At 72.4% G+C, this 25,390-nt stretch carries 26 protein-coding genes; 8 read left to right on the top strand and 18 right to left on the bottom strand.

Annotated features, from left to right (window positions below):
* Positions 1–42 precede the first annotated feature (42 nt).
* From ACIP60_RS13615 to ACIP60_RS13560, 12 genes are all read right to left on the bottom strand, one after another.
* On the bottom strand, positions 43–573 hold the full coding sequence (locus tag ACIP60_RS13615) for a hypothetical protein (RefSeq protein WP_400683229.1): 531 nt from the start codon (positions 571–573) through the stop codon (positions 43–45).
* Entirely contained in the window at positions 570–1,505 is a 936-nt protein-coding gene (locus ACIP60_RS13610; RefSeq protein ID WP_400683227.1) for a hypothetical protein, read from the bottom strand. The genes ACIP60_RS13615 and ACIP60_RS13610 overlap by 4 nt, the downstream gene beginning before the upstream one ends.
* Positions 1,502–1,801: a hypothetical protein gene (locus ACIP60_RS13605; RefSeq protein WP_400683224.1), complete on the bottom strand. Its 300-nt coding sequence runs from the start codon at positions 1,799–1,801 to the stop codon at positions 1,502–1,504. Before ACIP60_RS13605 ends, ACIP60_RS13610 begins: the two co-directional genes overlap by 4 nt.
* Positions 1,798–2,298 carry a LuxR C-terminal-related transcriptional regulator gene (locus tag ACIP60_RS13600; RefSeq protein ID WP_400683222.1) on the bottom strand — a complete coding sequence of 167 codons (501 nt, stop codon included), beginning with the start codon at positions 2,296–2,298 and terminating at the stop codon, positions 1,798–1,800. The genes ACIP60_RS13605 and ACIP60_RS13600 overlap by 4 nt, the downstream gene beginning before the upstream one ends.
* Before the next feature lie 26 nt (positions 2,299–2,324).
* Positions 2,325–3,836 (bottom strand): Mur ligase domain-containing protein, encoded by a 1,512-nt coding sequence (locus ACIP60_RS13595; RefSeq protein WP_400683220.1) that lies wholly within the window; start codon positions 3,834–3,836, stop codon positions 2,325–2,327.
* Positions 3,837–3,927: 91 nt separating this feature from the next.
* Positions 3,928–5,319: a glutamine synthetase gene (locus ACIP60_RS13590; RefSeq protein ID WP_400683217.1), complete on the bottom strand. Its 1,392-nt coding sequence runs from the start codon at positions 5,317–5,319 to the stop codon at positions 3,928–3,930.
* Positions 5,316–6,824, bottom strand: coding sequence for an amino acid permease (locus tag ACIP60_RS13585; protein WP_400683215.1), 1,509 nt, complete (start codon positions 6,822–6,824; stop codon positions 5,316–5,318). Before ACIP60_RS13585 ends, ACIP60_RS13590 begins: the two co-directional genes overlap by 4 nt.
* A 62-nt stretch (positions 6,825–6,886) precedes the next feature.
* Complete coding sequence (locus ACIP60_RS13580) at positions 6,887–7,861, bottom strand: hypothetical protein (protein WP_400683212.1); 975 nt, start codon at positions 7,859–7,861, stop codon at positions 6,887–6,889.
* Positions 7,862–8,036: 175 nt separating this feature from the next.
* The gene (locus tag ACIP60_RS13575; RefSeq protein WP_400683210.1) at positions 8,037–8,459 is read right to left on the bottom strand and encodes a hypothetical protein; all 423 of its coding nucleotides are present in this window, start codon (positions 8,457–8,459) and stop codon (positions 8,037–8,039) included.
* A 166-nt stretch (positions 8,460–8,625) separates the two neighbouring features.
* Complete coding sequence (locus tag ACIP60_RS13570) at positions 8,626–9,294, bottom strand: HAD-IA family hydrolase (RefSeq protein ID WP_400683207.1); 669 nt, start codon at positions 9,292–9,294, stop codon at positions 8,626–8,628.
* A complete protein-coding gene (locus ACIP60_RS13565) occupies positions 9,291–10,493 on the bottom strand; it encodes a helix-turn-helix transcriptional regulator (RefSeq protein ID WP_400683205.1) in 1,203 nt (400 codons plus the stop codon). The genes ACIP60_RS13570 and ACIP60_RS13565 overlap by 4 nt, the downstream gene beginning before the upstream one ends.
* A gap of 173 nt (positions 10,494–10,666) precedes the next feature.
* Positions 10,667–11,101 carry a hypothetical protein gene (locus ACIP60_RS13560; protein ID WP_400683203.1) on the bottom strand — a complete coding sequence of 145 codons (435 nt, stop codon included), beginning with the start codon at positions 11,099–11,101 and terminating at the stop codon, positions 10,667–10,669.
* A 345-nt stretch (positions 11,102–11,446) separates the two neighbouring features.
* Between ACIP60_RS13560 and ACIP60_RS13555 the strand changes: the two genes are divergently transcribed.
* Positions 11,447–12,814 (top strand): hypothetical protein, encoded by a 1,368-nt coding sequence (locus ACIP60_RS13555; protein WP_400683200.1) that lies wholly within the window; start codon positions 11,447–11,449, stop codon positions 12,812–12,814.
* Positions 12,811–13,311, top strand: a complete 501-nt coding sequence (locus tag ACIP60_RS13550) for a GNAT family N-acetyltransferase (RefSeq protein WP_400683198.1) — start codon at positions 12,811–12,813, stop codon at positions 13,309–13,311. Before ACIP60_RS13555 ends, ACIP60_RS13550 begins: the two co-directional genes overlap by 4 nt.
* 23 nt (positions 13,312–13,334) lie before the next feature.
* Here ACIP60_RS13550 and ACIP60_RS13545 read toward each other — a convergent pair whose 3' ends face one another.
* On the bottom strand, positions 13,335–13,916 hold the full coding sequence (locus ACIP60_RS13545) for an HD family hydrolase (protein WP_400683195.1): 582 nt from the start codon (positions 13,914–13,916) through the stop codon (positions 13,335–13,337).
* A 23-nt stretch (positions 13,917–13,939) separates the two neighbouring features.
* Complete coding sequence (locus tag ACIP60_RS13540) at positions 13,940–15,022, bottom strand: helix-turn-helix domain-containing protein (protein WP_400683192.1); 1,083 nt, start codon at positions 15,020–15,022, stop codon at positions 13,940–13,942.
* A gap of 312 nt (positions 15,023–15,334) precedes the next feature.
* On the opposite strand from ACIP60_RS13540, the gene rfbB reads away from it, so the two are divergent.
* From rfbB to ACIP60_RS13525, 3 genes are all read left to right on the top strand, one after another.
* Positions 15,335–16,315 carry a dTDP-glucose 4,6-dehydratase gene (gene rfbB, locus ACIP60_RS13535; RefSeq protein ID WP_400683190.1) on the top strand — a complete coding sequence of 327 codons (981 nt, stop codon included), beginning with the start codon at positions 15,335–15,337 and terminating at the stop codon, positions 16,313–16,315.
* 84 nt (positions 16,316–16,399) lie between these two features.
* Positions 16,400–17,626 carry an ATP-grasp domain-containing protein gene (locus ACIP60_RS13530; RefSeq protein WP_400683187.1) on the top strand — a complete coding sequence of 409 codons (1,227 nt, stop codon included), beginning with the start codon at positions 16,400–16,402 and terminating at the stop codon, positions 17,624–17,626.
* Positions 17,623–18,759, top strand: a complete 1,137-nt coding sequence (locus ACIP60_RS13525) for a DegT/DnrJ/EryC1/StrS family aminotransferase (protein ID WP_400683185.1) — start codon at positions 17,623–17,625, stop codon at positions 18,757–18,759. Before ACIP60_RS13530 ends, ACIP60_RS13525 begins: the two co-directional genes overlap by 4 nt.
* A 422-nt stretch (positions 18,760–19,181) precedes the next feature.
* On the opposite strand, the gene ACIP60_RS13520 is transcribed toward ACIP60_RS13525, so the two are convergent.
* On the bottom strand, positions 19,182–20,357 hold the full coding sequence (locus ACIP60_RS13520; protein ID WP_400683183.1) for a UDP-N-acetylglucosamine--N-acetylmuramyl-(pentapeptide) pyrophosphoryl-undecaprenol N-acetylglucosamine transferase: 1,176 nt from the start codon (positions 20,355–20,357) through the stop codon (positions 19,182–19,184).
* Positions 20,358–20,433: 76 nt separating this feature from the next.
* On the opposite strand from ACIP60_RS13520, the gene ACIP60_RS13515 reads away from it, so the two are divergent.
* Both ACIP60_RS13515 and ACIP60_RS13510 read left to right on the top strand, forming a co-directional pair.
* Positions 20,434–20,805 carry an SDR family oxidoreductase gene (locus ACIP60_RS13515; RefSeq protein WP_400683180.1) on the top strand — a complete coding sequence of 124 codons (372 nt, stop codon included), beginning with the start codon at positions 20,434–20,436 and terminating at the stop codon, positions 20,803–20,805.
* A 33-nt stretch (positions 20,806–20,838) separates the two neighbouring features.
* Entirely contained in the window at positions 20,839–21,273 is a 435-nt protein-coding gene (locus tag ACIP60_RS13510) for an NUDIX domain-containing protein (RefSeq protein WP_400683177.1), read from the top strand.
* Between the two features lie 316 nt (positions 21,274–21,589).
* Here the strand turns inward: ACIP60_RS13510 and ACIP60_RS13505 are convergent, their stop codons facing one another.
* Complete coding sequence (locus tag ACIP60_RS13505; protein WP_400683174.1) at positions 21,590–21,913, bottom strand: hypothetical protein; 324 nt, start codon at positions 21,911–21,913, stop codon at positions 21,590–21,592.
* Between the two features lie 125 nt (positions 21,914–22,038).
* Here ACIP60_RS13505 and ACIP60_RS13500 point away from each other — a divergent pair, with 125 nt between their 5' ends.
* Complete coding sequence (locus ACIP60_RS13500) at positions 22,039–23,028, top strand: hypothetical protein (RefSeq protein WP_400683172.1); 990 nt, start codon at positions 22,039–22,041, stop codon at positions 23,026–23,028.
* A 212-nt stretch (positions 23,029–23,240) separates the two neighbouring features.
* On the opposite strand, the gene ACIP60_RS13495 is transcribed toward ACIP60_RS13500, so the two are convergent.
* Positions 23,241–24,086: an IclR family transcriptional regulator gene (locus tag ACIP60_RS13495; RefSeq protein ID WP_400683170.1), complete on the bottom strand. Its 846-nt coding sequence runs from the start codon at positions 24,084–24,086 to the stop codon at positions 23,241–23,243.
* 103 nt (positions 24,087–24,189) lie between these two features.
* The gene (locus ACIP60_RS13490) at positions 24,190–25,137 is read right to left on the bottom strand and encodes a zinc-binding alcohol dehydrogenase family protein (RefSeq protein ID WP_400683168.1); all 948 of its coding nucleotides are present in this window, start codon (positions 25,135–25,137) and stop codon (positions 24,190–24,192) included.
* Between the last annotated feature and the right edge of the window lie 253 nt (positions 25,138–25,390).

The raw sequence follows: 25,390 nt of genomic DNA, 5'->3' as shown, positions 1-25,390 counted from the left end.
GCGGGTCCTGACTGGGCGGGAGATCGGTGTCGGTGGGGCCGGTCAGCGCTGGGAGGCGGCGCGTTCGGCCAGGGCCGCGAGGGCGGCGTGGACGGTGGCGGCAAGGGTGTCGGCGGTGGGCAGCCACGGGAGGCGGCGCTCCAGCTCGCCGCGCAGGAAGCGCTGCTCGCAGTCGTGCGGATCGCCCCCGACGACGACGGCGGTGCCCGGCTCGGCGAGCAGGCCGGCCTCGTAGACCGCGAGGATCCGGTCGGCGCTGATCGGGTTCCAGAACAGGACGGCGTCGCACTTGGGGACGTTGCGGTCCTGCCAGCCGAACGGCCGCCAGGCGTCGTAGGGGCTGCCGTCCGGGTTGAAGGAGGGCCGCGGGTTGAGCACCGTGCCGGCGAAGGCGGCGCCGGCGAGCAGGCCGACGGCTTCGCGCTGCCAGTCCGGGCACCCGACGGTCTTGCCGAACAGGTAGATCGACGCACCGCCGTCGGGAAGGAAGGGAGCCGGGGCCTCGACGTACCGGAGACCGCCGCCGACCGCGCTCGCCTCGGCGGTGTGGTCCGGCCCGGCGAGGAAGGTCATCGGGGCCGCCCGGCTTCCTCGCCCCGGGCAGCCGTGGCCTCGGTGGCGGCCGGCGGGTGCCGGTGTCGGCGCAGGTCCGGCGGGTAGGGAGTACGCGCGGGCACGGCCTGGTCGGGCAGGGCGCCGGTCGCCAGCGCGATCGCCGCGGCCTGGGTGGGGGTGAGTGCCCCCAACGCCTTGACGGCGCCGCTTCTGTGGGTCTGGGCCACGCGCCTGGAGCACCCCAGGCGGGCGGCCAGGACGTTCAGGCTGCCGGTGTCGATGGAGGCGGCGAGCGCGTCGAACTGCGGCTGCGAGAGCGTGCCGGGCGGCGCGGTGGCGCTCCGCAGGGCGGCAGCGGGGTCGAGGTAGCCGTCGACGATGTCGCGGGCGATGAGGTGCGTGGAGTTCACGCAGCCCCGCCGTGACGCCGTGAGCGACAGGGCGGAGGTGATCAGTTTCCCGTTGGCGCCGACCGCTCCGGCGATTTCCTCGCCGGTGCGTCCCGCCATGCTCAGGTTGATCATCGCCGTGATCGAGGGCTGTACCTGCACGGGGTGCTGCGGGGCGCCGACCATCTGTCCGTAGACGGTCGGCCACAGCGCCGGCAACGGCACCGGCAGCTCGTTCGCGCGCCCCAGGGAGATCGCCTTGACGAGCGGCAGGGCGGAGATTTCGGCCAGGGGCCCGGGTGCCGCAGTGAGCGTCCACAGCCGCGGCACGCCGCGGCGTAGCAGGTCGTCCTCCTCGCCCGGGTGCTCGGTGTGGAGCATCACCGGGCGGCCCGATTCGGCGGCGGCGAGCAGGAGGTGGAACAGGGGCGGCGTCTCGTTCGCCGGGCGGGCGCGGGCGCTCAGCAGGGCGGCGCTGTCCACGACGACCCCGGGGTGGGTGGTGAGCAGACGCCTGAACCGCAACGCGGACCGGTCGAAGGAAGCGGAGGAAGTAGTCATCGGTGGTTCCGGTGGTTTCGGTAGGTGCGGATGCGGGTGCGGCCCTGACCCGGACGGCCGCCATGGGTTTCGTGCTGGTGCTGCGGGGCGGTGGGGGTGTGCGGCGCGGCGCGGCGGGAGGACCAGTCGGTGCCGGTCGCCGCGGTCAGGACACCGGCCGCGAACAGGCCCAGCCAGGCCGGCTGCGCCCGGTCGGGGTGCTCGATGAGGAACGCCGCGGCGGTGCCGGTGCCCGTGCCGAGGAGGAAGGCGATGGTCGCCGTCGCGGCCCGGCGGGCGGGGCGGGGGGCCTTCACGCGGCGCTCGCGCCGGCGCGGGTGGCGGGCAGCGGCTCGTTCGGCCAGGTCGGCGTGATCGCGGACAGGGGGACCGTTCCGCTGAGCACGGCGGCGATGGCCAGCTGGGTGCGGCCGGCGGCGCCGAACTGGTGGGTGATCGTCTTGACGTAGCCGCGCAGGGTGGCCGGGGTGACGCCCAGGTCCTGGCTGATCTCCAGATCGCCGGCCCCGGCGACGAGCGCGTCGAGGACCTGCCGGTACCGCCGGGTGAGGTGCGGGTGGCCGGCGGGCGCGGTGTACGACTGGTCGGTGACGATCCGGCAGGCCGCCGCCCAGGCCGCCAGGTGGACGGTGTTCCTCGTACCGGTGGCGGCGTGCAGAGCGGCGATGGCGGCGTCGATGTTGTCGAGGCCGAGCTGGGCGCGAAGGGTTCCGCGGGTGGAGCCGGTGACGACGTGCCGGACCAGGGCCATCTGGGCGGCGTCGAGGTCGTGGAGGGGGCGGTCGGTGAGCACAGGGTCTCCTTGCCGGTGAGGGGCGGTCAGAAGGTGGTGCCGAGGAGGGCGAGCAGGCGCTCGGCGACGGCGGGCGCCCGGTGGGTGCCGATGACCAGGACCACGTCGCCGTCCTTCGCGTGGCCGGCGACGATCTCCTCGGCGCTCTGCTCGCACGGACCGGTGCGGACGGTGTGCACCCGCTCGGCGGGCAGGCCCTCGCGGGCCGCCGCCGCCACCGCCTCCAGCGGGTCCTCGACGTGGAACACGGGCAGCCCCCCGGCCACCGGCAGCAGCACGGCGCGGTGGCCGCGGCCGAGCGCGGCGCCCAGGGACTGGGCCTGGGCGCGGGTGCGGACGTAGCCGTCCGGCTCCAGCACCGCGATCACGCTGCCCTGGCCGGCGAGTTCGCGGGCGGCCTGCAGGTCGCGGGCGACCTCGGTGACGTGGCGGGCCCGCGAGCGCACGACGCTGACGCCGCCCGGGGTACCCAGGTGCCGCATCGAGCCCTCGACGCCGCCGAAGCGCGCCAGGCGCTGGGCGAGGGCGTCGGGGTCCTCGCCCAGGACGAGGGCGGTGGCCACCGCGCAGACCGCCGTCACCGCGTGGTGCAGTCCGGTCGCGGGCACCACCGAGCGGAACCTGCGGTTTCCGTAAAGCAGTTCCGCCCGGTAGCCGCCACCGTCGGTCTTCGCCAGTTCGGTGATCCGAACACCGCACCGGGAGGAGTACCCGGCGGTGACCACCTCCGGGCCCGGCCGGTCGGCCAGCCGCTCGCGCAGCAGCGTCAGCGGCTTGTTCCACCACACGATGTCCGGGACGACGACGGTGCTCGCGGTGCGGGCCTGGTGCTCGGCCATGGCCAGCGCCGCCGGCAGGTCCTCGTGGTGCGGGAGGTTGGGGTCGACGGCGGTGATCAGCATCGCGCGGGGAGCCGGGGTGGGGCGGGCCACGGACCCGGGCGACAGCCGCATCGGGGAGGAGGGGACGGTCTCGTGGGTGGCGGTGTCGGGCGAGAGGTCGACGACCAGGCGCGCGCCGCCGTGGTGCCCGGCCGGGACGCCGGGCGCGGGGGTGTTGAGGATCCAGCCGGTGCGGCCGTCGTCGAGGAGGTGGGCGAGCGCGGCCGAGGCCGTCGCGGTGCTGTGGCTGCCCCACACCGCCGCCAGCCCGCCCCCGTCGAAGTCGGCGCAGACCAGCGCGAGGGCGTGGGTGCGGGCGAGCACCGGAACCCGCTGCCCGACGGCCGCGTCCAGCTCGCGGTGCGGGCCGACGACCGCCCGCGACCACACCATCGAGCCCAGCTTCGCGACCTCGGACTCCGCCAGGCCCTCCGCCACGCTCACCCCGGCCGCCCGGAGCCGGTCCGCGACGCGCCCGTGCACCTCGCCGGAATGGGCACTGCCGCTGACCTGCGCGCCGCGCGCGGCCAGGTGCAGGGCAAGGCCCTCCATGCCCGGGTCGGTGACGCCGACCAGGTGCACCGCCGACAGGGCGGCGGGAAGGCCGGCGGGGTCCGGCTCCGCGCTGGCGGCGACGGTGGGGGTGGTGGTGGCCATGCTGCTCTCCAACGTGCTGAATGCCGAACAGGGGAAGGGGGGTGGTCCGGCCCGGCCGGGCCGCAGGAAAGGTGCGCGGCCGGGCCGGGGCTCAGGACTGGGCGAAGCCGCGGGCGACCTCGGCCTGACTCACCAGCGGTGCGTGGTGGTCCAGTTCGAGGCGGGCGAGGGAGGCCAGGTGTGCGACCGGCTGCACGCCGAACAGCTCGACGACCGTCCGGTCCGTCTCGAACTCCCGCACGGCCGAGGCGAGATCGCGAGGCAGGCGCCACGCCTTGGCGTCCCGGTAGGAGTCGCCGCGGGCGGGCTCGGGCGGCTCCAGGCCGCCTGAGATGCCGTGCCGGACGCCGGCGAGGGCGGCGGCCACCGCGAGGTACGGGTTGGCGTCCGCGCCCGGCACCCGCACCTCAAGGCGCCGACTGCTGCCGTGCCCGACCACCCGAACCGCGCAGGAGCGGTTGTCCCACCCCCAGGTCGTCCTCGTCGGTGCGAAGGAGCGGTCGCGGGCCAGGCGCCGGTAGGAGTTGACGCTCGGCGCCCACAGCGGGCCGGTCACCGGCAGCACGTCCAGCAGCCCGGCCACCGCCTCCCGCCCTACCCCGGACAGCAGGTCCTCGCCGCCGCCGGGGGCGAACACGGAAGCACCGCCATTCAGCTGGTGCAGCGACAGGTGCAGGTGCAGGCCCGACCCGGTCCCGGTGAACGGGGCCGCCATGAACAGCGCGGACATCCCGTGCCGCTCGGCCACCGATCTCGCCGCCATCTTAAGCAGCAGGTGCTGCTCGCACGCCCGCTCGACCGGCCCGAAGGGGAACGTGACCTCCACCTGGCCCGGCGCGCCCTCCAGCTTCAGCGCCTCGACCGGCAGGCCGGCCTCGGCGAGCACCCGCCGCAGCTCCCGCAGGAAGGCGGCGACGTTCCCGGGCGCGTCGAGCGCGTAGTCCAGGTTGCCGAGCGTCGCCGGGCGCGGGCGCCACCCCGAGCGCTCGGTGTCCCGCTCGCTGCCCTCGACCAGAACGAACTCGCACTCCAGCCCGACCATCGGCACCAGGCCCATCCCGACGAGCCCGGCCGCCTGCTGGGCGAGGATGCCCGCTGGGGACAGGACGTGCGGCCGGCCGTTCTGCAGCGGCGTCGCCCACACCAGGGCGGTGCCCGGCAGCCACGGCAGACGCCGCGCCCGCTCCACGTGCCAGTCCAGCTCGACGTCGCCGAACCCGGACTCCCACGACCACACCCCGCGCTCGGCGGGCGTCATGCCCAGGTCGGTGCCCAGCAGGTAGCCGCACACCTCGCTGGAGACGGGCTCCCGCTCCAGTCGCGCCCGAAGAGCACCTGCGTCGAACAGCTTGCCCTTCATCCGGCCCTGTACGTCGACCGTCGCGACCACCACCGAGTCGACGTCGCCACCGTCGATCAGATCCACCAGCCGCTCTTCCGGCTCCGGCCGGAGCGCTGCGCGGCCGTCCTGCTCCGCGCTCACACGACCTCCTCGGACAGCTCGACCAACTCGGCGGACTGCTGCACGGGCGGGGCGTAGTCGTACCGGCCCCGCCGCCGCCACCAGCCGTATGCCAGGCCGAGCGCGGCCAGCAGGGCCGCGGGCGCGTAGTTGAAGGTGTCGATGTCCACCGGGTAGGACTGCGGCAGGCACACCAGGACCGTCACCAGCGCCACCCAGCCCACCGCGACCCAGCCCACCAGCCGCCCCCGGCGGCCCAGGTTCCACGGCCCGGGCCGGAACGGGCTGTTCTTGCGCAGACGCAGGTAGACCGGCACCGCGTACGCCGGCGTCATACCCACCACGTTGATCGCGGTCACCGCCCCGTAGGCCGTCGCGCTGTACAACGAGGGCAGCGCCAGGACGAGCGCGGCACCGACCGACAGCCACACCCCCGCGACCGGCGTACCGGTGCGCTCCGAGACCCGGCTCCACAGCCCCGACCCGGGCAGCCCCTTGTCCCGCGCGAACGCGAACACCATCCGGCTGGACGCCGCGGTCTCCGCGTTGCCGCAGAACAGCTGCGCCACGATCACCACCAGCAACAGCGCCTTCGCCCCGCCCGGGCCGAGCGCGTCGAGGAAAATCTGCGCGGGCGCCACCCCGGTGCTGCTGGCCAGGACGGCGTCGTAGTCGCCGATGGCGAGCAACAGGCCGGCCAGCAGCACCGCACCCGCGATCCACGACACCCAGATCGAGCGCACGATCCCGCGGGGCGCCGCCACCGACGCCCGCGTGGTCTCCTCCGACATGTGCGCGGAAGCGTCGTACCCGGAGAAGGTGTACTGCGCCAGCAGCAGGCCGAGCGCGCTGACGTAGACGGGGTTGCTCCAGCCGGTGTTGTTGACGAAGTGCGTCATCAGCCAGCCGGTGCTGTTGTGGTGGTCGGGCACGACGGCCAGCACCCCGACGATCAGCACCACGCCGCCCAGGTGCCACCACACCGAGACCGAGTTGAGCACCGACACCAGCCGCACACCGCGCAGGTTCAGCCCCGCGTGCAGCAGCAGGATCACCGCGAAGATGCCCAGCAGGCCCAGCGCCGTCGGCTCGTAGCCGAACTGCATGTTCAGCAGCGCGCCGACGAACGAGGCGGCGCCGTAGTCGATACCGCAGATCCCGCCGATCAGCCCGAGCAGGTTGAGCCAGCCGACCACGAACCCCCAGCGGGGGCCGCCGAGGGCGTGCGCCATGTAGAACAGCGCGCCGGACGTCGGGTAGGCGGAGGTGACCTCGGCCAGCGCGGCGCCGACGAACATCACCATCACGCCGACGCCGATCCAGCCCCAGAACATCACCGCGGGCCCGCCGATGTTCAACCCGAACGCGAACATCGTCATGCAACCGGACAGGATCGAGATCACGGAGAAGGACGAGGAGAAGTTGTCGAACTCGCCCATCCGGCGCTTCAGTTTGGGCTCGTAGCCGAGCCGCCGCAGGTGCTCCTCGTCGCTCTGGAGCGGCGGCGCGGCGTGGGCAGGGGACATGGGAAGACAACCTCCGTGCAGGAAAGGGGAACGGTGAAGTCGGGACGGGGTGGGACGGGAGGTCAGGCCAGGGCGGTGGCGCGGCCGGCGAAAGCCTGCTGCCGGGCGGTCAGCAGCAGCGCCTCGCCCTTCGCCGGCGAATCCGCGACGTGCGCCCACGGCGTCTTCGACGCGAACTGGCCCAGAGCGGTGAACACGTCGGTGGCCGCGCCCATCCGCACGCCCGCCCACAGGGCGTGCGCGAGATAGCTGAGGTCCGCCACCGGCCACGACCCCGGCTCCGCCGCCAACCAGCTCTCGTAGGCGCGCCGGGTGTGAGAGGCGTGCGGCTCCCGCAGCCACTGCCGGCGCGCCAGCGCGTCCCGGTAGTGGGTGAAGCGGTACTGATCGACCGACACGTACAGGTGCAGGGCCGCCAGCGGCGACCCGATCGGAGCCCTCGCCGCTGCGGTGTGCACGAAATCGACCGCCGCGGCACGGTTGCGCTGCTGCCAGTACCGGAACATCCGGTGGTGCGCCTCCCGGCTGCCGGAATCGCGCCGCAGCGCCTGGTCGAGCAGCCCCCACGGGCCGGGCGGCAGCAGCGGATCGCCCGAGAACACCCGGTGCTCGGGGCGGGCCTGGTCGAGGTCCAGCGAGGCCAAGGCGAGCAGACACACCCACGGGACCGGGTCCGACGGGTCCTCCTCCGCTGCCGCCCAGCACGCCTCACGGGCCGCCTGCTCCAGCTGTCCGGCTTCCGGCCGGCGGTCCTTGGCCGCCAGGAGGGCGTGCTCGACCATGACCCGCGTCTGCAGCAGGCCGAGGCCCGGGGCGGCCGGGTGCTCCCGGGCCCAGTCGGAGAGCACCGTCGACCGGGCCGCGGCCACCGCCAGCACCTGCGTCCGCGACGTCCACAGACCCGACGCCCGCGCGGTCCCGGACAGCAGCCGCTCCGTCGACATCCACCGGCCGCGCACCAGGTCGTCCACGGCACCTTGGAGTTCAACGTCGAATCCGGCGGGGTGGTACACCAGCCTGGACGTGAACGCGGTCATCACGGATCCCCCCTTCTGGGCGTGCTCATGACAGGGCGCTGTGTGGCGATCAGGGCTTGACGGTGTGCCCCATTGCCCGAATGCCGTCCGGTCGGTCCGGGCGGTCCGGCATGCTCTGGAGTGGTGGGGCAATCGCCGACTGCCCACGCCCTACCCGGGATTCGCCGTAGATCCTTTACGGTCCTGGAGTGTTGATCGTCTGGGCACCTAGCGGCGACCTGCTGCCGGACGGAGCGGTGACCGAAGGTTCAGCCGGTGCGTCGAGGAGGCCGGCAGCCAGGAACCAGCCCAGCTCGCCGATCCCCACGGCCAACCGCTCCCATTCCTCGGAGCTGGAGGCCACCATCGATCGGGTCCGCATCACCACGCCACGGGCGGTACCCACCGCGAGAGCCTCCTCCACGGCGCGCCAGCCCGTACGCTGCTTCAACGGGAGTTGCTCCCCCGCGTCGGTGAACACGGCGGCCACCACCCACTCGCGGGTTTCTGCGTACTGGCGGCAGTGAGTCTCCAGCACGCCACCCGGGTCTCCGCCCGGAGAGGCAATGTAGATCGCTACAGGAACACGGCCCGGCGATTGAGGCACATCCGAAGGCATGGCTCCACTGTCCCGCTTACCCCCGTCCGGACGAACCGGCGAGCCGTACGACTTTGGAAGATCGCGGGTGGGTGAAGTCGTACGGCGTGTAAGAGTCCGGTTGTAGCACAGGGAAGTTCACGTACAGAGGATGGGACTTCGCTGTCCATCGGTCGCGAACTGGACCTCAGAGATGGGTAACCGGGCTCGACTCCGCAGGATCGAGGCCCAGCAGTTGGGCAACGCGGGCGGCGGTCCCGGGGCCGTCGGCGAGCACCGTTGTGATCCCCAGTGCCTCAGCGGGCGCCAGGTTCTGACGGTGGTCGTCCACGAACACGCAGTCGGAGCCAGCCAGACCCATCCGTTCCAGCGTCCGCCGGTAGATCGCCGGGTCAGGCTTCGCGAGCCCTTCGATTCCGCTGATGACCCGCACGTCGAAAAGGCTCCACACTCCCGTCGACTCGTACGGGTGGTATGGGTCGAAGCCGTAGCTGTTCGACAGCAGAGCAGTCACGACCCCGGCGGACCGGGCCCGCTCCACCAGCTCCACCATCTCCGCCACGGCCCGTACTCCGCTGTGGGCGCGTCCCATAAGGTTCTCGCCGGCAACGCCCATGAGCGCCGCGGTCCGAGCGTTCCACTCGGCCTGCTCCATGCGGCCCAGCTCCAGCTCCACGTAGAGCGCCCGGCCCGCCGGATCGTCCTCCAGCATCCGCCGCCAGGCGTCCGCCGGAAGCCCTTCGCTGGTACACCACGCCCGCGCGGACTCACCGATCGGAGTGGTCACGACTCCGGCGAAGTCGAGTATCAGACCGCGGTAGGACAACGTGTGCTCCAGGCTGAGGGTGGTGCTCACCGGATGGTCGGCGAGGTCCCCAGGATCTCAGACAGCTTCCGGATCCGGGAGTTCCCGGCGCGGCTGGCCCTTTCGATGATCACTCCGGGAATCGCTTGGTGCTTGGCCCACTCCGGGTATGCCGAGCAGACCTCCAGCAGCGTATCCAGGGAAGTGTCCCACTGACGCGAGTCGCACTGCGCCAGCGCGATGTCCAGTTGCATCCGGTTGTGAGCGGCTTGCGTCAAGCCGGATGCGTCGAACTGCCGGGAGATGTCCAGCGCCTTGCCGGCGTTCCCCAGGGTGACGTTGATTCCTACGGCTTGGGCGCCCGCGTAGGACGGCCCGTACTGCATGCCGTTTCCGAAGACATCGCGACCCAACCGTGCCGCCACTGCATGGGCCTGGGACAACAGGTCCGCCGCACGGTCGGAGTCTCCGAGCCTGCTGGCCGAGACTGCCGCGAAGATGATGTTCTTCCCGTAGGCGGCGAGCAGAGCGGGCTCCATCTCGGAGAACCGCGGCTCTGCACGCACGGCTGCGGCCTCGGCCTCCCGAAGTGCCTGCTCCACCCGGGCGTCCCGCAGCAGCACCCGTGCCCGTGCGGATCCCAGCATGCTCCGCCGTACCGGGTCTGCTGCCAGGTCAGCGTGCCGGATGGCATGTCCGACCGAGGCGTACGCCAAGTCCCGTGCGCCGAGGAAGTTGGCGATTAGACCGGCCGCCCGGAAGGCGTCCGACAACAGGCCGTTCGCAGCCGCTTCCTGGCCGACCGGGGCCGCCTGAGCGAACAGGGCCACCGACTGCAGGAACGGGACGACCAGCGAACCCGCCTCGGCGTAGTCTCCGCGCCAATACACCCGCCACATCCGGTCAGCAGCCTCGACAAGATCGGCTTGTCCGGGAGACACACCTTCAGCTGGTTCGGCGAGCACACCAGCAGCGGTGTCGTGGACTTTCCTGGAAAGCTCCCGAAGCATCGAACGACCGTCGCGCCCCATCCCCCGCCGAGGAGCTTGGTGTCCGAGAATCACGGACACGTCCGAGTGCAGTGCCTCCGCAAGGCGGAGCAGCGTCGGCAGCGACACGTTCTTGTCCTGTTCGACCTTCTGGATCGTGTGCTTCGACAGGCCGCTACGTTCTGCCAGACCGGCTTGAGTTTCCTTCCCGCGGAGCATCTTGATCCGCTCGCCGGTGGTGAAGTCATGCCACTGACTCATTGTTCGTCCTCTCCCCTGCGTTCGGATTCGGACGGTACCCGTCAACTCCCATTGATGGAGGACGTTCTGAATAAACGCTGGCAAGAAGGTCTCGATCCTAGGAGTGGTCAGGTCGTGCGGGCGACGCTGCTGGAAGCAGGGCGGATCAGGCGAGGAGGGGTGATCTCGGATGATCAAGCGCCGGAGGTCACGGTTTCCAGGAAGTCGGCGACTCCGGGCACGCGACAGTGCAGCCGGAAGGCGCTGCTCAGGGTGGTGATCTGTCGCAGGCAGCGGGTGGCGCCGATACGCCGGGCGAGCGCGAGGGCCTGTTGTGCGGTGGCGGCGGCGTGGTCGATCTCGCCCTGCCGAGCCAGGCTCTCCGCCTCGTAGGTGAGGAAGACGGCGCGGGTCTTGTCACGGCTGGCGGGCAGGAGATCGATGCCCTGGGTGATCTGCCGGTGGGCGGGACCGGGTTCGCCGAGGTCGATCAGGCATCGGCCGGTATCGATGGCCAGGTCGGCATGGCTCATCCACGAGCACCAGGCCGGCGGTGTGCCGGTGGCGATGTTCAGTGAGTGCTCGGCGGCGTCGATGGCGCGGCGGGCGGCGCGGGCTTCGCCGGTCATGGCGTGCGCGCGGGCCTTGCGCAGGCTCAGCAGGGAGCGAGCGTTGAGGTTCTGGGTGCGGGTCAGGGCGTGGTCGAAGACGTCGACGGCTGGGGGGCCGTTGCCGAGCCATATGCTCTGGTAAGCGGCGTCGGAGAGGATTCCCGCGCCGCGGTCGGTGTCGCCGGGTTTGGCTATCTATGTGGAGACCGCCGTAGTCAACAACCTCGCGCAGTCAGTGCGAAAAGCTGCGAATTTCCCTGAGACAAAGCCTGGTTGACGTACCGTCGCGAGGTGACGATGCCCGGAGACTCCCAGCTAGGGGCCGAGATGGCACCCTCCGGTGACCGCCATGGAGCGGTGCTGGTGACGGCCCTCAGATACGCCGACTGGTCGCCGCGCGAGTTGGTCCGCGAGATCAACGGACGGCTCGCGGGCCTCGGCGAGCGACGGCTCGACCTGACCGTCGCCCACGCCTGGAGCCGCGGCTCGGTGCCGCGCTCCGAGACGGTCCGCCGACTGACCGCTGCGGTGCTGACGGAGAGGACCGGCCGGGCCTATACCCCGACCATGCTCTGGGGGACTCCCGAGCCGGACGCCGGTAGGGACGAGCGGACCGTCACCGACGACCTGGTCGGGCGCCGCTCGCTGGCCGCCGTGCTGGCTACCGCCACCGCCTGGAACTCGACCGACCCCGCGTCCCAGGCGACCCTCCGTCCGTCCGGTGAACTGTTCACCGCGGTCTGGGACGCCGACCGGCAGCAGCCCCGCAGCATCAGCCGGGAGAGCGGCACCGACCACGTACTGCCGCCGATGATGACGCTGCTGGAATCCCACCTCGCCGACCTGCGCCGCCTCGACGACGCCACTGGGGGAGGCGCCATCTCCCAGCGGTACGTGCGCATCGCCCTCGACGGTGTGCTGTCGCTCCTGCAGAACAGCCGCTACACGCCGGACATCGGCACCCGGCTCCTGCGCACCGCCGGGGGGCTCGCCCAGCTCGCCGGGTGGATGGCCTTCGACGCGGACCTCTCCGCCTCGGGCCAGCGCTACCAGCTGGTCGCGATCCGCCTCGCCCGTGCCAGCGCGGACCACGACACCGTCGCCAACGTGCTCGGGATGCTCGCCTACCAGCACGCGGCGGCCCGCAACCCCACGGCCGCGATCCGCTTCGCCGAGGCCGCCGTCGAAACCGCCGCCAGGAGCCTGCCCACCGTCCGGGCCCGCGCCCTGGGACGGCTCGCCACCGCCCACGCCGCCGCCGGCGACATCGACGCCTTCCGATCGGCCACCGACCGATGCCTTGCTCTCCTCGAACACCGCAGGTCCGACGATCCCCCGGCGCTCTACTACTTCACCGCTGATCAGGTGGCCGCTGAGACCGGCCAGGGGCTGGTGGACCTGGCCGCCGCCCATCCTGGCGCCAAGGGCCGCCGACTGTTGGAGGAGGCGTACAGCCTCCTGTCGCCGATCACCGCGCACGGACCCAGCACCGGCTACACCCGCAGTGCCTTCCTGCACGGTGTCCACCTCGCCAGGGCCCACCTGCTCGCCCACGACACCGAGGCCACCCTCGCCACCTTCGGATCACTCACCGCCCACCTGCCCGAAGTCCAGTCCGTGCGCTGCCGCAACCTGCTGGCCGGGATCCGCCGGCACGCCGGCACCCGTATCAAGTCGGCCAGCGGCACGGATGCGCTGAACCGAGTGGACAGGGCACTATCGGGCATATGACGCCGACCGGTCTTGCCCGCCCCGTTGCCGCCGCGCTCTCCGCCGTCCCGTACGACCACCCGGACGCCCGCCGCCTCACCACCGCCCTCCACGCGGAGCAGATGGCCATGTACGGCTTCGCCGACGACCCGGCCGCCACTGAGCCGGAACTCTTCGCGCCGCCGAACGGCCTCTTCCTCCTCGCCCACCTCGACGGGCACGACGCGGCGCTCGCCTGCGGCGGCTGGCACCTGGTCGCCCCCGGCACGGTCGAGATCAAGCGCATGTACGTCGCCCCGGCGGCCCGCGGCCTCGCCCTCGGCAGCCGGATGCTGCGCGCCCTGGAGCGCGGAGCGTACGAGCACGGCGCGCGACGCGCCATCCTGGAGACCGGCAGTCGCAACGTGGCGGCGCTCGCCCTGTACGGACGCCTCGGCTACCAGCCGATCCCCTCGTACGCGCCCGGCCGCGACCCGCTCGTGAACCGCGCGATGGCCAAGCAGCTCACAGCGGCGTAGGAAGTAGGAACTGGGCGGTCCGGTCAGGCCGGTGTGGACTGCCAGTCGGTGGGGTCGAGTGCGAGCGCGGCGTCGGCGATGTGCTGGGCCGAGGCGGTGGTGAGGGCTTTGCGGCAGCGGTCGATCTTGCCCTGCACCGTGGGGACGCCGGCGGCCCGGTACTCGACAGCGCGCAGCAGGCAGTCGAGTTTGTCGGCGTCCTTGGCGCAGCGGGCCTCGGGGGTGGTGCCGTCCTCGAACTCGGCGATCGTGTCGGCGAAGAGGGCTTGGACGGCCGGGTGGGCCGCCGCGGTCTGGTCGGCCGTGACCTTGCGCGGGTCGGCGGCGGTGACGTACCGGCGGGTGAGCGGGGTGAGGTCGCCGGTACGGGCCTCGGGGACGTCGTGGAGGGTGGCCAGCAGGGTGGTGCGGGCCGGATCGGTGCCCTCCAAGGCTGCGAGGGTGGCGGCGATCACGGCGGTACGGTGGCTGTGCTCGGCGACTGTCTCGGTGGCGGACAGGGGGATGCCGTCCTGCCGCCAGCCGGTACGGGGCAGCGCGCGGAGGGAGCCGGCCTCGAAGAGGAGCCGGGCGATGCCTGCTGCCTGTTCACTGTCGAGCTGCACCACAGGGTCCTCCTGATTGCGTGTCACCCGTCGTCCCGACCGTAGCGCAGGCGGTCCAGGTCGCGCCGGGACGTCGCGGAGATGAGACTTCCGTCGAGGAGCTCGGCCGTGAACGCCCCGAACACCCGGGCGGCATCCGGTGCTGCGTGCGGTAGCCACGGGTGCAGGTGCAGCAGGGTGCTGATCGAGTGGATGTACAGGTCGACGGTGCCGGGGGCGAGGTGGAAGGAGCCGACCAGGGCACGGAAGAGGCGGATCGGATCCCAGGTCGCCGGGTCCGGGCGGTGCATGAACGTGTCGTCGCTCTGGTCGGCGGGCATCGCCCCGAGCCACAGCGCCCAGTAGGCGAGGTTGGCGAGTTCGCCGTGCTCGTCGTCCAGCAGCGCGGTGGAGATGAAGTGCCGCAGCTGGTCGGGGTCGCCCTGGCGGGCGGCGACGGTGGCGACGGTGCGGGCCTCGATCGAGCGGGGGCTGTAGCCGCGCCGGCCGAGCGCGGGCCGCATGCCGCGCAGGGCCTGCTCCGACCAGGCGGCGGCATCGGGCGCGGTGTCGTAGGAGGCGAGGTAGAGGGCCTGCCGGTGCAGGAGCCTGCCGTGATCGTCGGCGGTGGCGCGCTCGGCGGTGGTCCGCAGGTTGGTGAAGGAGCGGGCGCGGTCGGCCGCAGGGAGCAGGGGGCCGCGCCGGGCCGGGCCGCGCCGGGGCCGCGAGGCGAGGTTGGCCAGCGCCGGCGGCGGGGTGCCGTGCAGCGCCCAGGCGACCAGGAGGGCGGAGTCGCGGGGCTGCACCCACCCGGCCAGCGGGTGGCGGTCGGTCTCGGCGGGCGGGTCGAGGACGGCGGCCAGGATCCGGTCGGCGTCCAGCGCCGCGCCGCTGTGCGCGAGCAGCATCGGGTCGGCGCCCAGCAGGGCCAGGCGGCGACGCAGGTCCAGGTAGTCGCCGGCGCGGGTGTGGGTCAGCGGCCGGCGGCCGGACTCCCAGCCCTGCACGGTACCGACATCGACGCCGAGATCCTCCGCCAGCCCCTCCTGGGTACGCGGGATGCTCTCGCGGGCCAGACGCAGCAGGAATCCGGAGACCAGACCGGCCGACGGTGCTTTCGCGGACACGGGCCCCTCCTTCGCGCGCGCTCGTTCGCGGCTTTCACGCCGACGCCGCCGGGTTCACGACGCTCGCGGCGTCCACCTCTGCCCGCCGACCCGGCCGAGGGTGTGTCGTAGTGCAACCGCGCGGTACCGCCCGCCCCCGTCGAAGGGCGCAGCAACCCGTACCGCCGGTGAGTGTTTCCCACAGTGCCTGATTCCTAGCGTAGTTGGCACATCAGGGGCCCAGTTCGGCTACGCGCCAACACCGATCGACCGGCCTGCCGCGCAGCCGCGGCCCCACACCAACTCCGCTGTACGAGAAGGGGATGGAACTCGATGAAAGTTCTGGTCACCGGCGGAGCCGGGTTCATCGGCTCGCACTTCGTGGACCGCCTGCTGCGCAGGGAGGACGTGGAGCACGTGACGGTGCTCGACGCGCTGACCTACGCGGGCAACCTCGCGAACCTGGAGGGCGCCCGAGGCTCGGGCCGCTGCGAGTTCGTGCACGGCAACATCCTCGACGCCCACCTGGCCGGCGGGCTCGTTGCCCGGCACGACGCGGTGGTGCACTTCGCGGCCGAGTCGCACGTCGACCGCTCGCTGCTGGACGCCGGACGGTTCATCGCCACCAACGTGGCCGGTACCCACACGCTGCTGGAGGCCGCCCGCCGGGCCGGGGTGTCCCGGTTCGTCCACGTCTCCACCGACGAGGTGTACGGGTCGATCGGGAGCGGGGTCGCAACGGAGGAGTGGCCGCTGGCGCCGAGCATCCCCTACGCCGCCTCCAAGGCCGCGAGCGACTTGGTGGCCCGCTCGTACTTCGAGACGTACGGCGTGCCGGTGTGCATCACCCGCTCGTCCAACAACTACGGGCCCCGCCAGTACCCGGAGAAGGTGATCCCCCGGTTCGTCAGCAGTCTGCTGCAGGGAGGGGCGGTGACCGTGCACGGCGACGGCGGGCACGTGCGCAACTGGCTGCACGTTGAGGACAACTGCGCCGGCATCGAACTCGTCCTCGATCAGGGCGCACCGGGCGAGGTCTACAACATCGGCGGCGGCCACGACCTCACCACCAACCAGCTCGCAACCCTGCTGCTCGGCGCCCTCGGCGCGGACCGCTCGATGGTGCAGCACGTTCCGGACCGCACCGCCAACGACCGCCGGTACGCGATGGACTGGTCGAAGATCGCCCGCCTCGGCTACCGGCCCGCCCGAGACCTCGAAGCCGGCCTGGCGGCCACGATCGCCTGGTACCGGGCGAACCCGGCCTTCTGGCAGCACACCGCCCACCTCGCCGACGCCCTCGCCCCGGCGTGAGCGCCATGACCTCCACCGGCATCGGCGCAGACCACACGGCCGAGCACCCGCACATCACCCTCGACCCGGACCAGGAGAGGCCGCATGCCTGAAAACTGGCCGCCGAACGCGCTGCTCGTGCTCGGCGCATCGGAGGAGCACATCCCCCTCTACCAGGAGGCGGCGCGCCGGGGGATCGCGACCATCGCCGTCGATATGAAGGTGGACGCCCCCGCGTTCCCCTTCGCCGACGCGGCCATGAACGTCTCCACCCGCGACGCGGACGCCATCACCGACGCACTGGCCGGCACACGGCCCGCAGGGATCGTCGTCGGCGCGACCGACGCCGCACTGCCCACCTGGCGCACGCTGGGCCTGCACTACGGCATGCCCTACGTCTACCCCGAGGCAGCCCTGGCGGGCCTCGACAAGGCCGCCTTCCACGAGGTCGTCGCGGACTGCGGCGTCGCCGGGTACGGGTGGGCCGCGTCGAACGACCCCGGTGAGGTCACCGCGAAGGCGGCCGGGCTGCGCTTCCCGCTCATGATCAAGCCGGTGGACGGGTCGGGCAGCAAGGGCATCACCCGTGTGACCGGCCCTGACGGGCTGCCGGCCGCCATTGCCCGTGCACACGCCTACTCCGCCTCCGGGACCGTGATCGCCGAAGAGTTCATTCACGGGCGGCAGCTGACCATCGACCTGTTCCTCCGCGACGGCGAGTCGGTCATGACCTGCATCAAGGACCAGACCCTGGTGCCCGGCAGAAGCGTCGTCAGGCGGATCAGCACGGCGCTGCTCTCCCCGGCGCAACACCGCCGCCTTGAGGAAGTCGCCGAGCAGCTGTGCGGTGCGCTGGGCATCGTCAACGGGCCCGCGAACTTCGACCTCGTCCTCGGCGAGGACGGCCACGGGCGCATCGTCGAAGCCAACCCGCGCCTGAGCGGGGACAGCATCCCGCGCCTGCACGAGGCCGCCTACGGCGTCAACGTCGTGGGCGCGCTCATCGCACTCGCGCTCGGCGAGCCGTTCGACGCCTACCTGACGCCGACGCGCAACGCGCACGCGGGGGTGGAACTGCTCGGCTCCCCCCTCGACGTGAACGGCGAACTGACCGGATGGGAAGGCGTCGCCGAAGCCCGCAACGTCCCCGGCGTCACCGGCATCGAGCTGTATGCCAAGCCCGGAGACCCTGTGCACCCGCACGACCAGTCCGGCCACAAGATCGGCATGGTCACCGCCGCCGGACCGTCACCCGCAGCCGTGACCGCGGCCCTGGACAAGGCCACCTCACTGCTGCGACCGATCATCCGACCGACCCAGGAGACATCGTGACCACCCTGTCGAGGCCCGGCGTGGAGCGCAACGCCACCCCCTACCTGTACGGGACCGAACTCGGAGCGATCGCCGAGGTCCTGGCGAGCGGACAGTACGGGCACACCGCCGTCACCGAGACGTTCGAGCGACAGGTGGCCGACTTCCTCGGCGTGCGGGAGGTGGTGGCCGTGTCCTCGGGGACGGCGGCCCTGCACGCCGCGCTGGTCGCCGCCGGCGTCGGCCCGGGACAGGAAGTGCTGGTGCCGTCGATGACGTTCTGCGCCTCCGTGCAGGCGGTCCTCTCCGCCGGGGCCGAGCCCCGGTTCGTGGACATCGACCCGGCCACGATGTGCACCACCCCCGACCTCGTGCAGGAGGCGCTGACCGACCGCACCACCGCGGTGATGCCCGTCCTGTTCGGCGGCCGGGCCATCGACCTCGCCCCGGTCGCCGACCTGCTCGACCGGCGGGGCATCGCCGTCGTGGAGGACGCCGCCCACGCCTTCGGCTCCCACGACCGCGACGGCCGCCCGGTCGGGGCGCACGGGCACCTGACCTGCTTCTCCTTCGGTCCGATCAAGAACCTCACCTGCGGCCAGGGCGGCGCCATCGTCCCCCGCAGCCCCGAGGAGGCCGAGAGGCTGCGAATTCTGCGGCTGCTCGGCATGGCGGAGTCCGCCGCCGACCGCGCCGCCTCCACCACCTACCAGGTCACCGCCACCGGGTTCCGCTACCCGCTATCCGCCCTCAACGCGGCGATCGGCACCGCGCAGCTCGCCCACTTCGACCAGACCGCCGCCGTGCGCCGCGCGCTGTGGCGCACCTACCGCGACGCGCTGGCCGGCCTACCCGGCGTCGAGGTGGTCGACGTCGACGTCGAGCGCTCCGTCCCGCACCTGTGCGTCGTCACCGTCCCCGACCGCGACCGCGTCTGGGCCGAGATGCGCCGCGACGGCGTCGGCGTCGGCGTCCACTACCCGCCCAACCACCTCCAGCCCGCCTTCGCCCGCTGGGCCCGGCCGCTGCCGGCCACCGAACACCTCGCCGGGCGCCTCCTCACCCTGCCCTTCCACCAGCACCTCACCGAGGATGATGTCCACCGCACCGTCACCGTGCTGCGCCGGGCCCTGAACACGGCAGACGCTCGATGACCACCGCTGCCGCCCAGCCCCGGCGCATCGTCGCCGGGGCTGGGCGGCAGCACGGTCGAGGTCCGCTCCGCCGCGCTGATCGGCAAGTGGACCCGGGCCCACCCCGAGACGACCGCCTCCGCGGCCCGTCCTCGGCTACGCCCTCACCCACCACCGGCCCCAGCAGGTCACCCGGGAGGTGATCGACCGCTCCGTCCTGGAGCGGCTGCGTGGCATCGCCGGGCCCGACCCCGCGACCGAAATCTGCCTGCACCTCGACCACGAGCGGGACGTCCCCAACCCGATGGGCCGCCCCGCCGCCGGCTTCACCGCCTGCGCCCTGCCCATCGGAGCGGGAGCCGTATGGCACCTGCGCCGAGCGCACACCGGACGGCCCCGGTGCCCACCCCCGTTCGAGGGACAGGGCACCGGGGCCGTCGGTGTCAGCGGCAGGAGGCGGCGTCGAGCACCACGTCGACCAGGCGCTGCGCCGCGTCCGGGCGGCCGTACTCGCGGGAGCGGGCCGCCATCGCGCCGCGCCGCGCCGGGTCGGCGAGCAGCGGGGCCAACGCCCCGCGCAGGCCCTCCGCCGTGACGTCGCCGACCAGGGCGACTGCCGCGCCGGCGTCCTGGAGGTGGACGGCGTTGTGGGCCTGCTCGTTGCCCGCCGAAGTCGGCAGCGGGACGAACACCGCTGCCTTGCCGAGCGCGGTCAGCTCCGCGAGCGTCCCGGCGCCGCTGCGGCTGACCACCACGTCCGCCAGCGCCAACACGTCCGGCAGCTCCGCCCCCATGTAGCCGGTCAGAAAGTAGCGCCCGGCCAGGTGCGGCGGCAGAGCCTCGGCAGGGCCGCGCAGCGTCCCCTCGTTGGCCGGACCGCACTGGTGGATGACGTTGGCGTGCTCCAGCAGCCACGGCAGGATGCCCGAGACCAGGGTGTTGATCTGCACCGAGCCCTGCGCCCCGCCGGTGACGTACACCGTCGGCAGCAACCGGTCGAAGCCGTGCAGGCCGAGGGCGGTGATCGCTTTGTCGGCCTGCCCGGTGAGCACCGCCGGACGCACCGGGTTCCCGGTCACCACCGCGGTGCGGCGCGCGGACTCCGGCAGCAGCGGCAGCGTCGACTCCGAGGAGACGGCGACCCGGGTCGCCGCCCGCGCCAGCACCTTGTTGGCCAGCCCGAGGCGCACCGTCTGCTCGTGCACCACCAGCGGCACCCCGCACGAGCGCGCCGCCAGCCCGACCGGCACCGCCACGTATCCGCCGGTGGCCAGCACCACGTCCGGCCGGAACTCGTTGATCAGCGACCGGGCCTGCGCCGCGCCCAGCGGCACCCGGCCCATGTCGCGGACGTTCGCCGGGGAGACCAGCTTGAGCGGGTTCGAGGAGCGCCGGACCTTGCCGGTGGCGACCGGCTCGAACGGGATGCCCTCGGCCGGGGCGACCCGGGCCTCCAGGCCGGCGGCGGTGCCGATCCACAGCACCTCCACGGTCCGGCCTTCCTCGGCCAGCCGCTCCTGCAGCGCCCGTACGGCAGTCAGCGCCGGGTAGGTGTGTCCACCCGTGCCACCCCCCGTTACCACCAACCGCAGCGGCCCGCCCCGCACACTGAATTCCACGCCCATCTCCCATTGACCATCACGTCACGCATCCTGGCTGAAGACCCATCAGCCTACGATGCGGTGGACACTTTCCGTGGCCGAGCGGGGCTGGGGCCGGATCGTCAACGTCTCCTCCGTCAACGCCCGCACCGGACGAGCGGGCCTGGCCGCCTACAGCACCGCCAAGGCCGGACTCCTCGGCCTCACCGCCTCCCTGGCTAGGGAACTTGGCCCGCATGGCATCACGGTGAACACTGTCCTCCCGGGGGCAATCCAGGTCGACGCCGAGAACGTCCTCCCTGCGCACCACCACGCCCGGCCCGAGGACCAGATCGCCCGGCAGAGCGTCCCCCGCCGAGGCCAGCCCGAGGACGTCGCCGCCGCCATCGCCTTTCTCGCCAGCCCCGCCGCATCCTTCATCACCGCAGCCTCGTTGCACATCGACGCCGGCTGGATGCCCCACTGACCCACCACCGACCACACCACGGAGAACACCCCCATGAAGGAACGCGTCCGCGCCATCCTGCTCACCGACCACAACACCATGCTCGTCATCAACCGCGTCCGTCCCGGCATCGCCCCCTACCAGGTCCTCGTCGGCGGGGGCGTCGAAGACGAGGACACCGGCCTGGAAGCCGCCCTGCTACGCGAGATCCGCGAGGAGATCGCCGGCACCGCCACCGACCTGCGCCCCTTCCACGAACTGACCAACGACCGCGGCGAAACCGAACACTTCTACACCGCCCACATCACCGCCTGGAACTTCGACGACCGCACCGGCCCCGAATTCTCCCGCGACGACCGCGGCGAGTACCTCCTCGACGAGGTCCCCCTCACCGCCGACGCCGTCAGCGCGCTGAACCTGCTGCCACCGCAGATCAAGACCGCGATCCTGGACGCCCTCGACGATGGCACCCTGCTCACTGCAGCGTAGGTACTGCCCCGGCCCCGTCAAACCGGGTCGTCCTGCGCCAGCCGGTTCGGTCGAGCACGAGTACGGCGTCGGCGATCTGCTGGGCGGAGGTGGCGGTGAGGGCCGCGTCCCGGAGAAGCCCAGCCCACCAACCGCCGCCGCTGGTCGAGTTCAGACGAGGGGGAAGGCAACTGCGAGTCCCCGAACCCCCGCGACCCGGAGCCCTTCGACGTCCAAGCCGACGCGGAGCAGGTGGTCGAGGACTTCGGCATGTAGCACGGGCGTGCCGGTCGACTTCGCCGCTTGACCGGGCGATTGTCTGCGGACCGGCGCCCGCTCACTCCGCGTCCGGCCGCAGGCCGAACGCCCTGGTGCAGCGGGGGTGGGCGATGGGCCACTGGGCGGCGTCTTCGACGTGGCGCAGCGTGCGGGTGGTCTTGTCGGGGTCGGGGTGGCTGGTCCATCCGCAGTCGGAGCCGTCGAACACCTCGACGTGGTGGACGCCCTGTTCGCGGGCGACCGTGAGGGTGCCGGCGTTGTAAGCGAGGGTCGCGGCCTCAGCCCACGCCCGTACCGGCATCCGCGTGCTGCCCCGGTAGACGACCCGGTCGAGGGAGTGCAGCGTACTTCTGCGGTTGACGGTCCACAACGCTGTGATCAAGGTCGCTTGAGTAGCGCTCGCTTGGGATAGGTTGACCTGTGCTACGTTCCGTGGTCCAACCGAACACAGGTGACCCCGGCGGTGCGTCAACACCCCGGGGTCTGGCAACAGGAGCGTCACTCCCCTTGCAGGTACATCGTAGCGCGCACGCGCGCGGATTCATCGTGCTGCCCAACACCCTCACCCAGGACCGGAGGCTGTCCTTCACCGCCCGCGGCCTCCTCGCGGACCTGCTCTCCCGCCCGGACGGCTGGTCGGAGGACGCGCAGCAGATCGCGGACTCCAGCGTCCAGGGGCGGGCTGCGATCCGCGCGGCGCTGAAGGAGCTGCGGGAGGCCGGCTACTACCTGGTGGTGAAGGTGCGGATGCCGGACGGGACGATCCGCAGCGAGGCTCACGTGTTCGACGTCCCGCACCGGCCGGGTGCGGAGATCATCCGGCAGGCCGCCCGGGAGGAGGCTGTGCGGCAGGGGCAGCCGGGTGCCGCCCGTCCGGCGTCCGGTGAACCGGCGTCCGGTGGTCGTGAAGCCCTTCCTGTAAAGAACGGTGAGAAAGCACCCTCCCCCCTCCCCCCGGTCCCGGCCGACGGCGGCGCGAGCGCCGAGCAGCAGCCGGCGGCGCGGAGCGCGGGCGAGCGAGCGAAGACGGCAAGCCTGGCGGTGGAGCTGCCGGACGAGCGGACCCTGGCGGCGGCGCTGGCACTGCACCGGGCGCTGCGACCGGAGCCGCGGTTGCGGCTGGGGGAGGCGGAGGCGCTGGTGCTTGCCCCGCTGGCGGCGCGGTGGCTGGAGCGGGGCTTCGGGGCGGCGGAGCTGGCGCAGGCGCTGTTGCCCGGGCTGCCGGAGCGGATCCACTCGCCGCGGGCGGTGGTCCGGGCCAGGTTGCTGGGCAAGCTGCCGCCCGTGTTCGCCTCTGAGCAGGCGCAGGTGACTCGACGGCACGAGTGCGCCAACTGCGGTGATCCGGTGCCGCGTTCGGGCGTGTGTGGGCCGTGCCAGGGGCGTCCGAGGCCCGCGGTCAAGGTCGGCGGCGGGGCGGCGAGCACGCCGGCGGGTGCCGCGCGGGCGCGGGCGGGGCTGCGCCCGACGGGGGGCCGGGTGGTGTCGGTGGGCTGAGCGGCGGCCGCCCGCCCTGCCGCCGACGCGACGGTCTCGCATCGGCGGCAGGGCGGGCGGTCGCGGGCGGTCAGCCTCCGCCGATCTTGTCGATCCAGCCACTGCCGACCAGGGCGGCGTGCGCCAGGATCCCGGCGAGGACGACCGCGAAGGCCAGAACCTTGGGCAGTCGCTCCAAAATCCCAACTCCTTTCATCTGGTAGGGCACTTGGCTATGCCGCCGGTGTCAGGGGGGACAGGGTCAGCTGGGAGATTTCCTCCGCCGCCCGGCGGGTGTGGTAGATCATCGGGCGCAGGTCCGCGGGCATCTCGCCGGTGGGGCGGAGCAGGAGGACGGAGCCCATGATCGTGTCGTCCCAGAAGACCGGCGCGGCGACGCTGTCCCAGCCGGTCATGCACTCTTGGCGGCCGATGGCGAAGCCGAGCTGGCGGATCTCGGTGAGCGAGGCGGCGAGGGTGCCGTTGTCGCGGATCACGCCGGGCCCGGCGGTCGGCGGGACGTCCTCGGCCAGGACCAGGTCCCGGATCTTCTGGGGGAGGTAGGCGAGGATGGCGCGTCCGGAGGCTCCGGTGCGCAGGGAGCGGGAGACGGAGACGACATCCTCGGCGGTCATGCCGACGTCGGCGGGGTCGCTGTCGCCGATGGCGTAGTCGGTGCACAGGCGGCGGGCGCCACCGAAGGGGCTGAGGACGTAGAGGAGGGCGAGGCCGCCGGTGGCCTGGTGCAGGGCGACCAGGGTGCTGTGGGTGGAGGCGGCGCCGGGGGCCTCGGCCATGGCGTGGAGTCCGGCTCGGGCTGTTCCGGTGCCTAGGCGGTAGCGGCCTCGGCCTACTTGCTCGAAGACGCCCTTGCTGACGCCGGTCTGCAGGATGCGGTGGACGGTGGCGTCGTCGAGGCCGGCTGCTTCGGCGATGGCGCGCAGGGCGTGGACGCTGCCGGGCGTGGCGATACGGGTGAACGCCTGTTGGACGGTGAACGCTTTGTCGGCGAGCGAGGCCGGCTTGGCGGTCGGCTTGTCCTGGCGGCTGGGCGCGGTGGTGGTGATGGCGCTGTTCATCGTGGAACCCCAGAGGGATCGTCGCGGCGCTCGGCGACGCGACTGGGTAGGCCGCGTGCCCGCCTGGTGCGGGCAGCAGGGGGAGGGAGAAGTCGGGGGTGGTTCAGAGGCTCAGGTCGAGGACGGCCTTGCCGGTGGTCAGGCGGGCGGCGAGGTCGGTATGGGCTTGGCGGGCCTGGCCGAGCTTGTAGGCCGGGCCGTGGAGCGGCTTGAGCCAGCCGTCGGCGACGGCCGCGAACAGCTCGGCCATCGACTCGTTCAGCAGGGTGCGCGAGGGGTAGAGCGAGGGCAGCCAGAACCCGGTGACGCTCTTGGACTGGCCGACGAGCTGCGAGATGGGCACCAGGCCCTGGACTCCGGTGACGGATCCGAAGACGCTCAGCCGGCCGCGGGGCGAGAGGGCGTCGAGGGTGGCGTGGAAGACTTCTGCGCCGGTCATCTCCATGGCGGCGGTGACGTGGCCTCCCGCCGCGTCGAGGATGCGCTCGGTCAGGCCGTCGACGGTGGAGGAGTCGACGACGGCGTCGGCGCCGAGGTCGGTGGCCAGCTTCCGCTTGGCGTCGGTGCCGGCCATCGCGACGACCTTCGCGCCGGTGCGCTTGGCGAGCTGGACGGCGAGGGAGCCGACGCCTCCGGCGGCCGCGGGGACCAGCAGGGTGTCCTCGGCGGTCAGGCGCAAGTCGGTGTGCAGCAGGTGCCAGGCCGTGTTGCCCTGGAGCATGAGGGCGATGGCGTCGCGGTCGGCGACGGCGTCCGGGACCTCGAAGGCGAGCTTGCGGTGGACAGCGACCTCCTCGGCGTAACCGCCGCCCTTGCTGAGGGCGACGAAGCGGCGGCCGTCCTCGCGCTGCCCGAGGACCTCGTTGCCCGGGATGAACGGGCAGGGCATCGGCGCCGGGTACGTGCCCTCGCGCAAGTGGACGTCCGCGAAGTTGACGCCGGCCAGGCGGGTGCGGAGCTTGAGGCTGCTGGGGCGCATCGTCGGCTCGGGCATCTCGCACAGCTCCAGGACCTCGGGGCCGCCGAACTCGCGTACAACTACAGCTCGCATCGTTCAATCCTAAATATTGCACGGTGGATTCTTGGTGAATCACTTGACTGGGAGATTCACCCGGGGCAGCGAATATACCCCCCGCGAATCACCATTCCCCCCCTCGCTCCAGCAAGGCCCCACGCCCGAGCGTTCAAGATCAATTAGCGGACGGCACGTCGGTCGTGACTCTGAGTGGCCGATACGCTCCGTCACCCACGGCGAAGATCGCAGGTCGCAGATGCACATGAGTCGACTTGTCCGGTTTGCGCAG

Origin of the sequence: Kitasatospora sp. NPDC088783, assembly GCF_044750705.1 — a bacterium.
GTDB lineage: Bacteria > Actinomycetota > Actinomycetes > Streptomycetales > Streptomycetaceae > Kitasatospora > Kitasatospora fiedleri.
The sequence above is the reverse complement of the archived record's forward strand: the minus strand, read 5'-3'. Positions and strand labels throughout refer to the sequence as shown.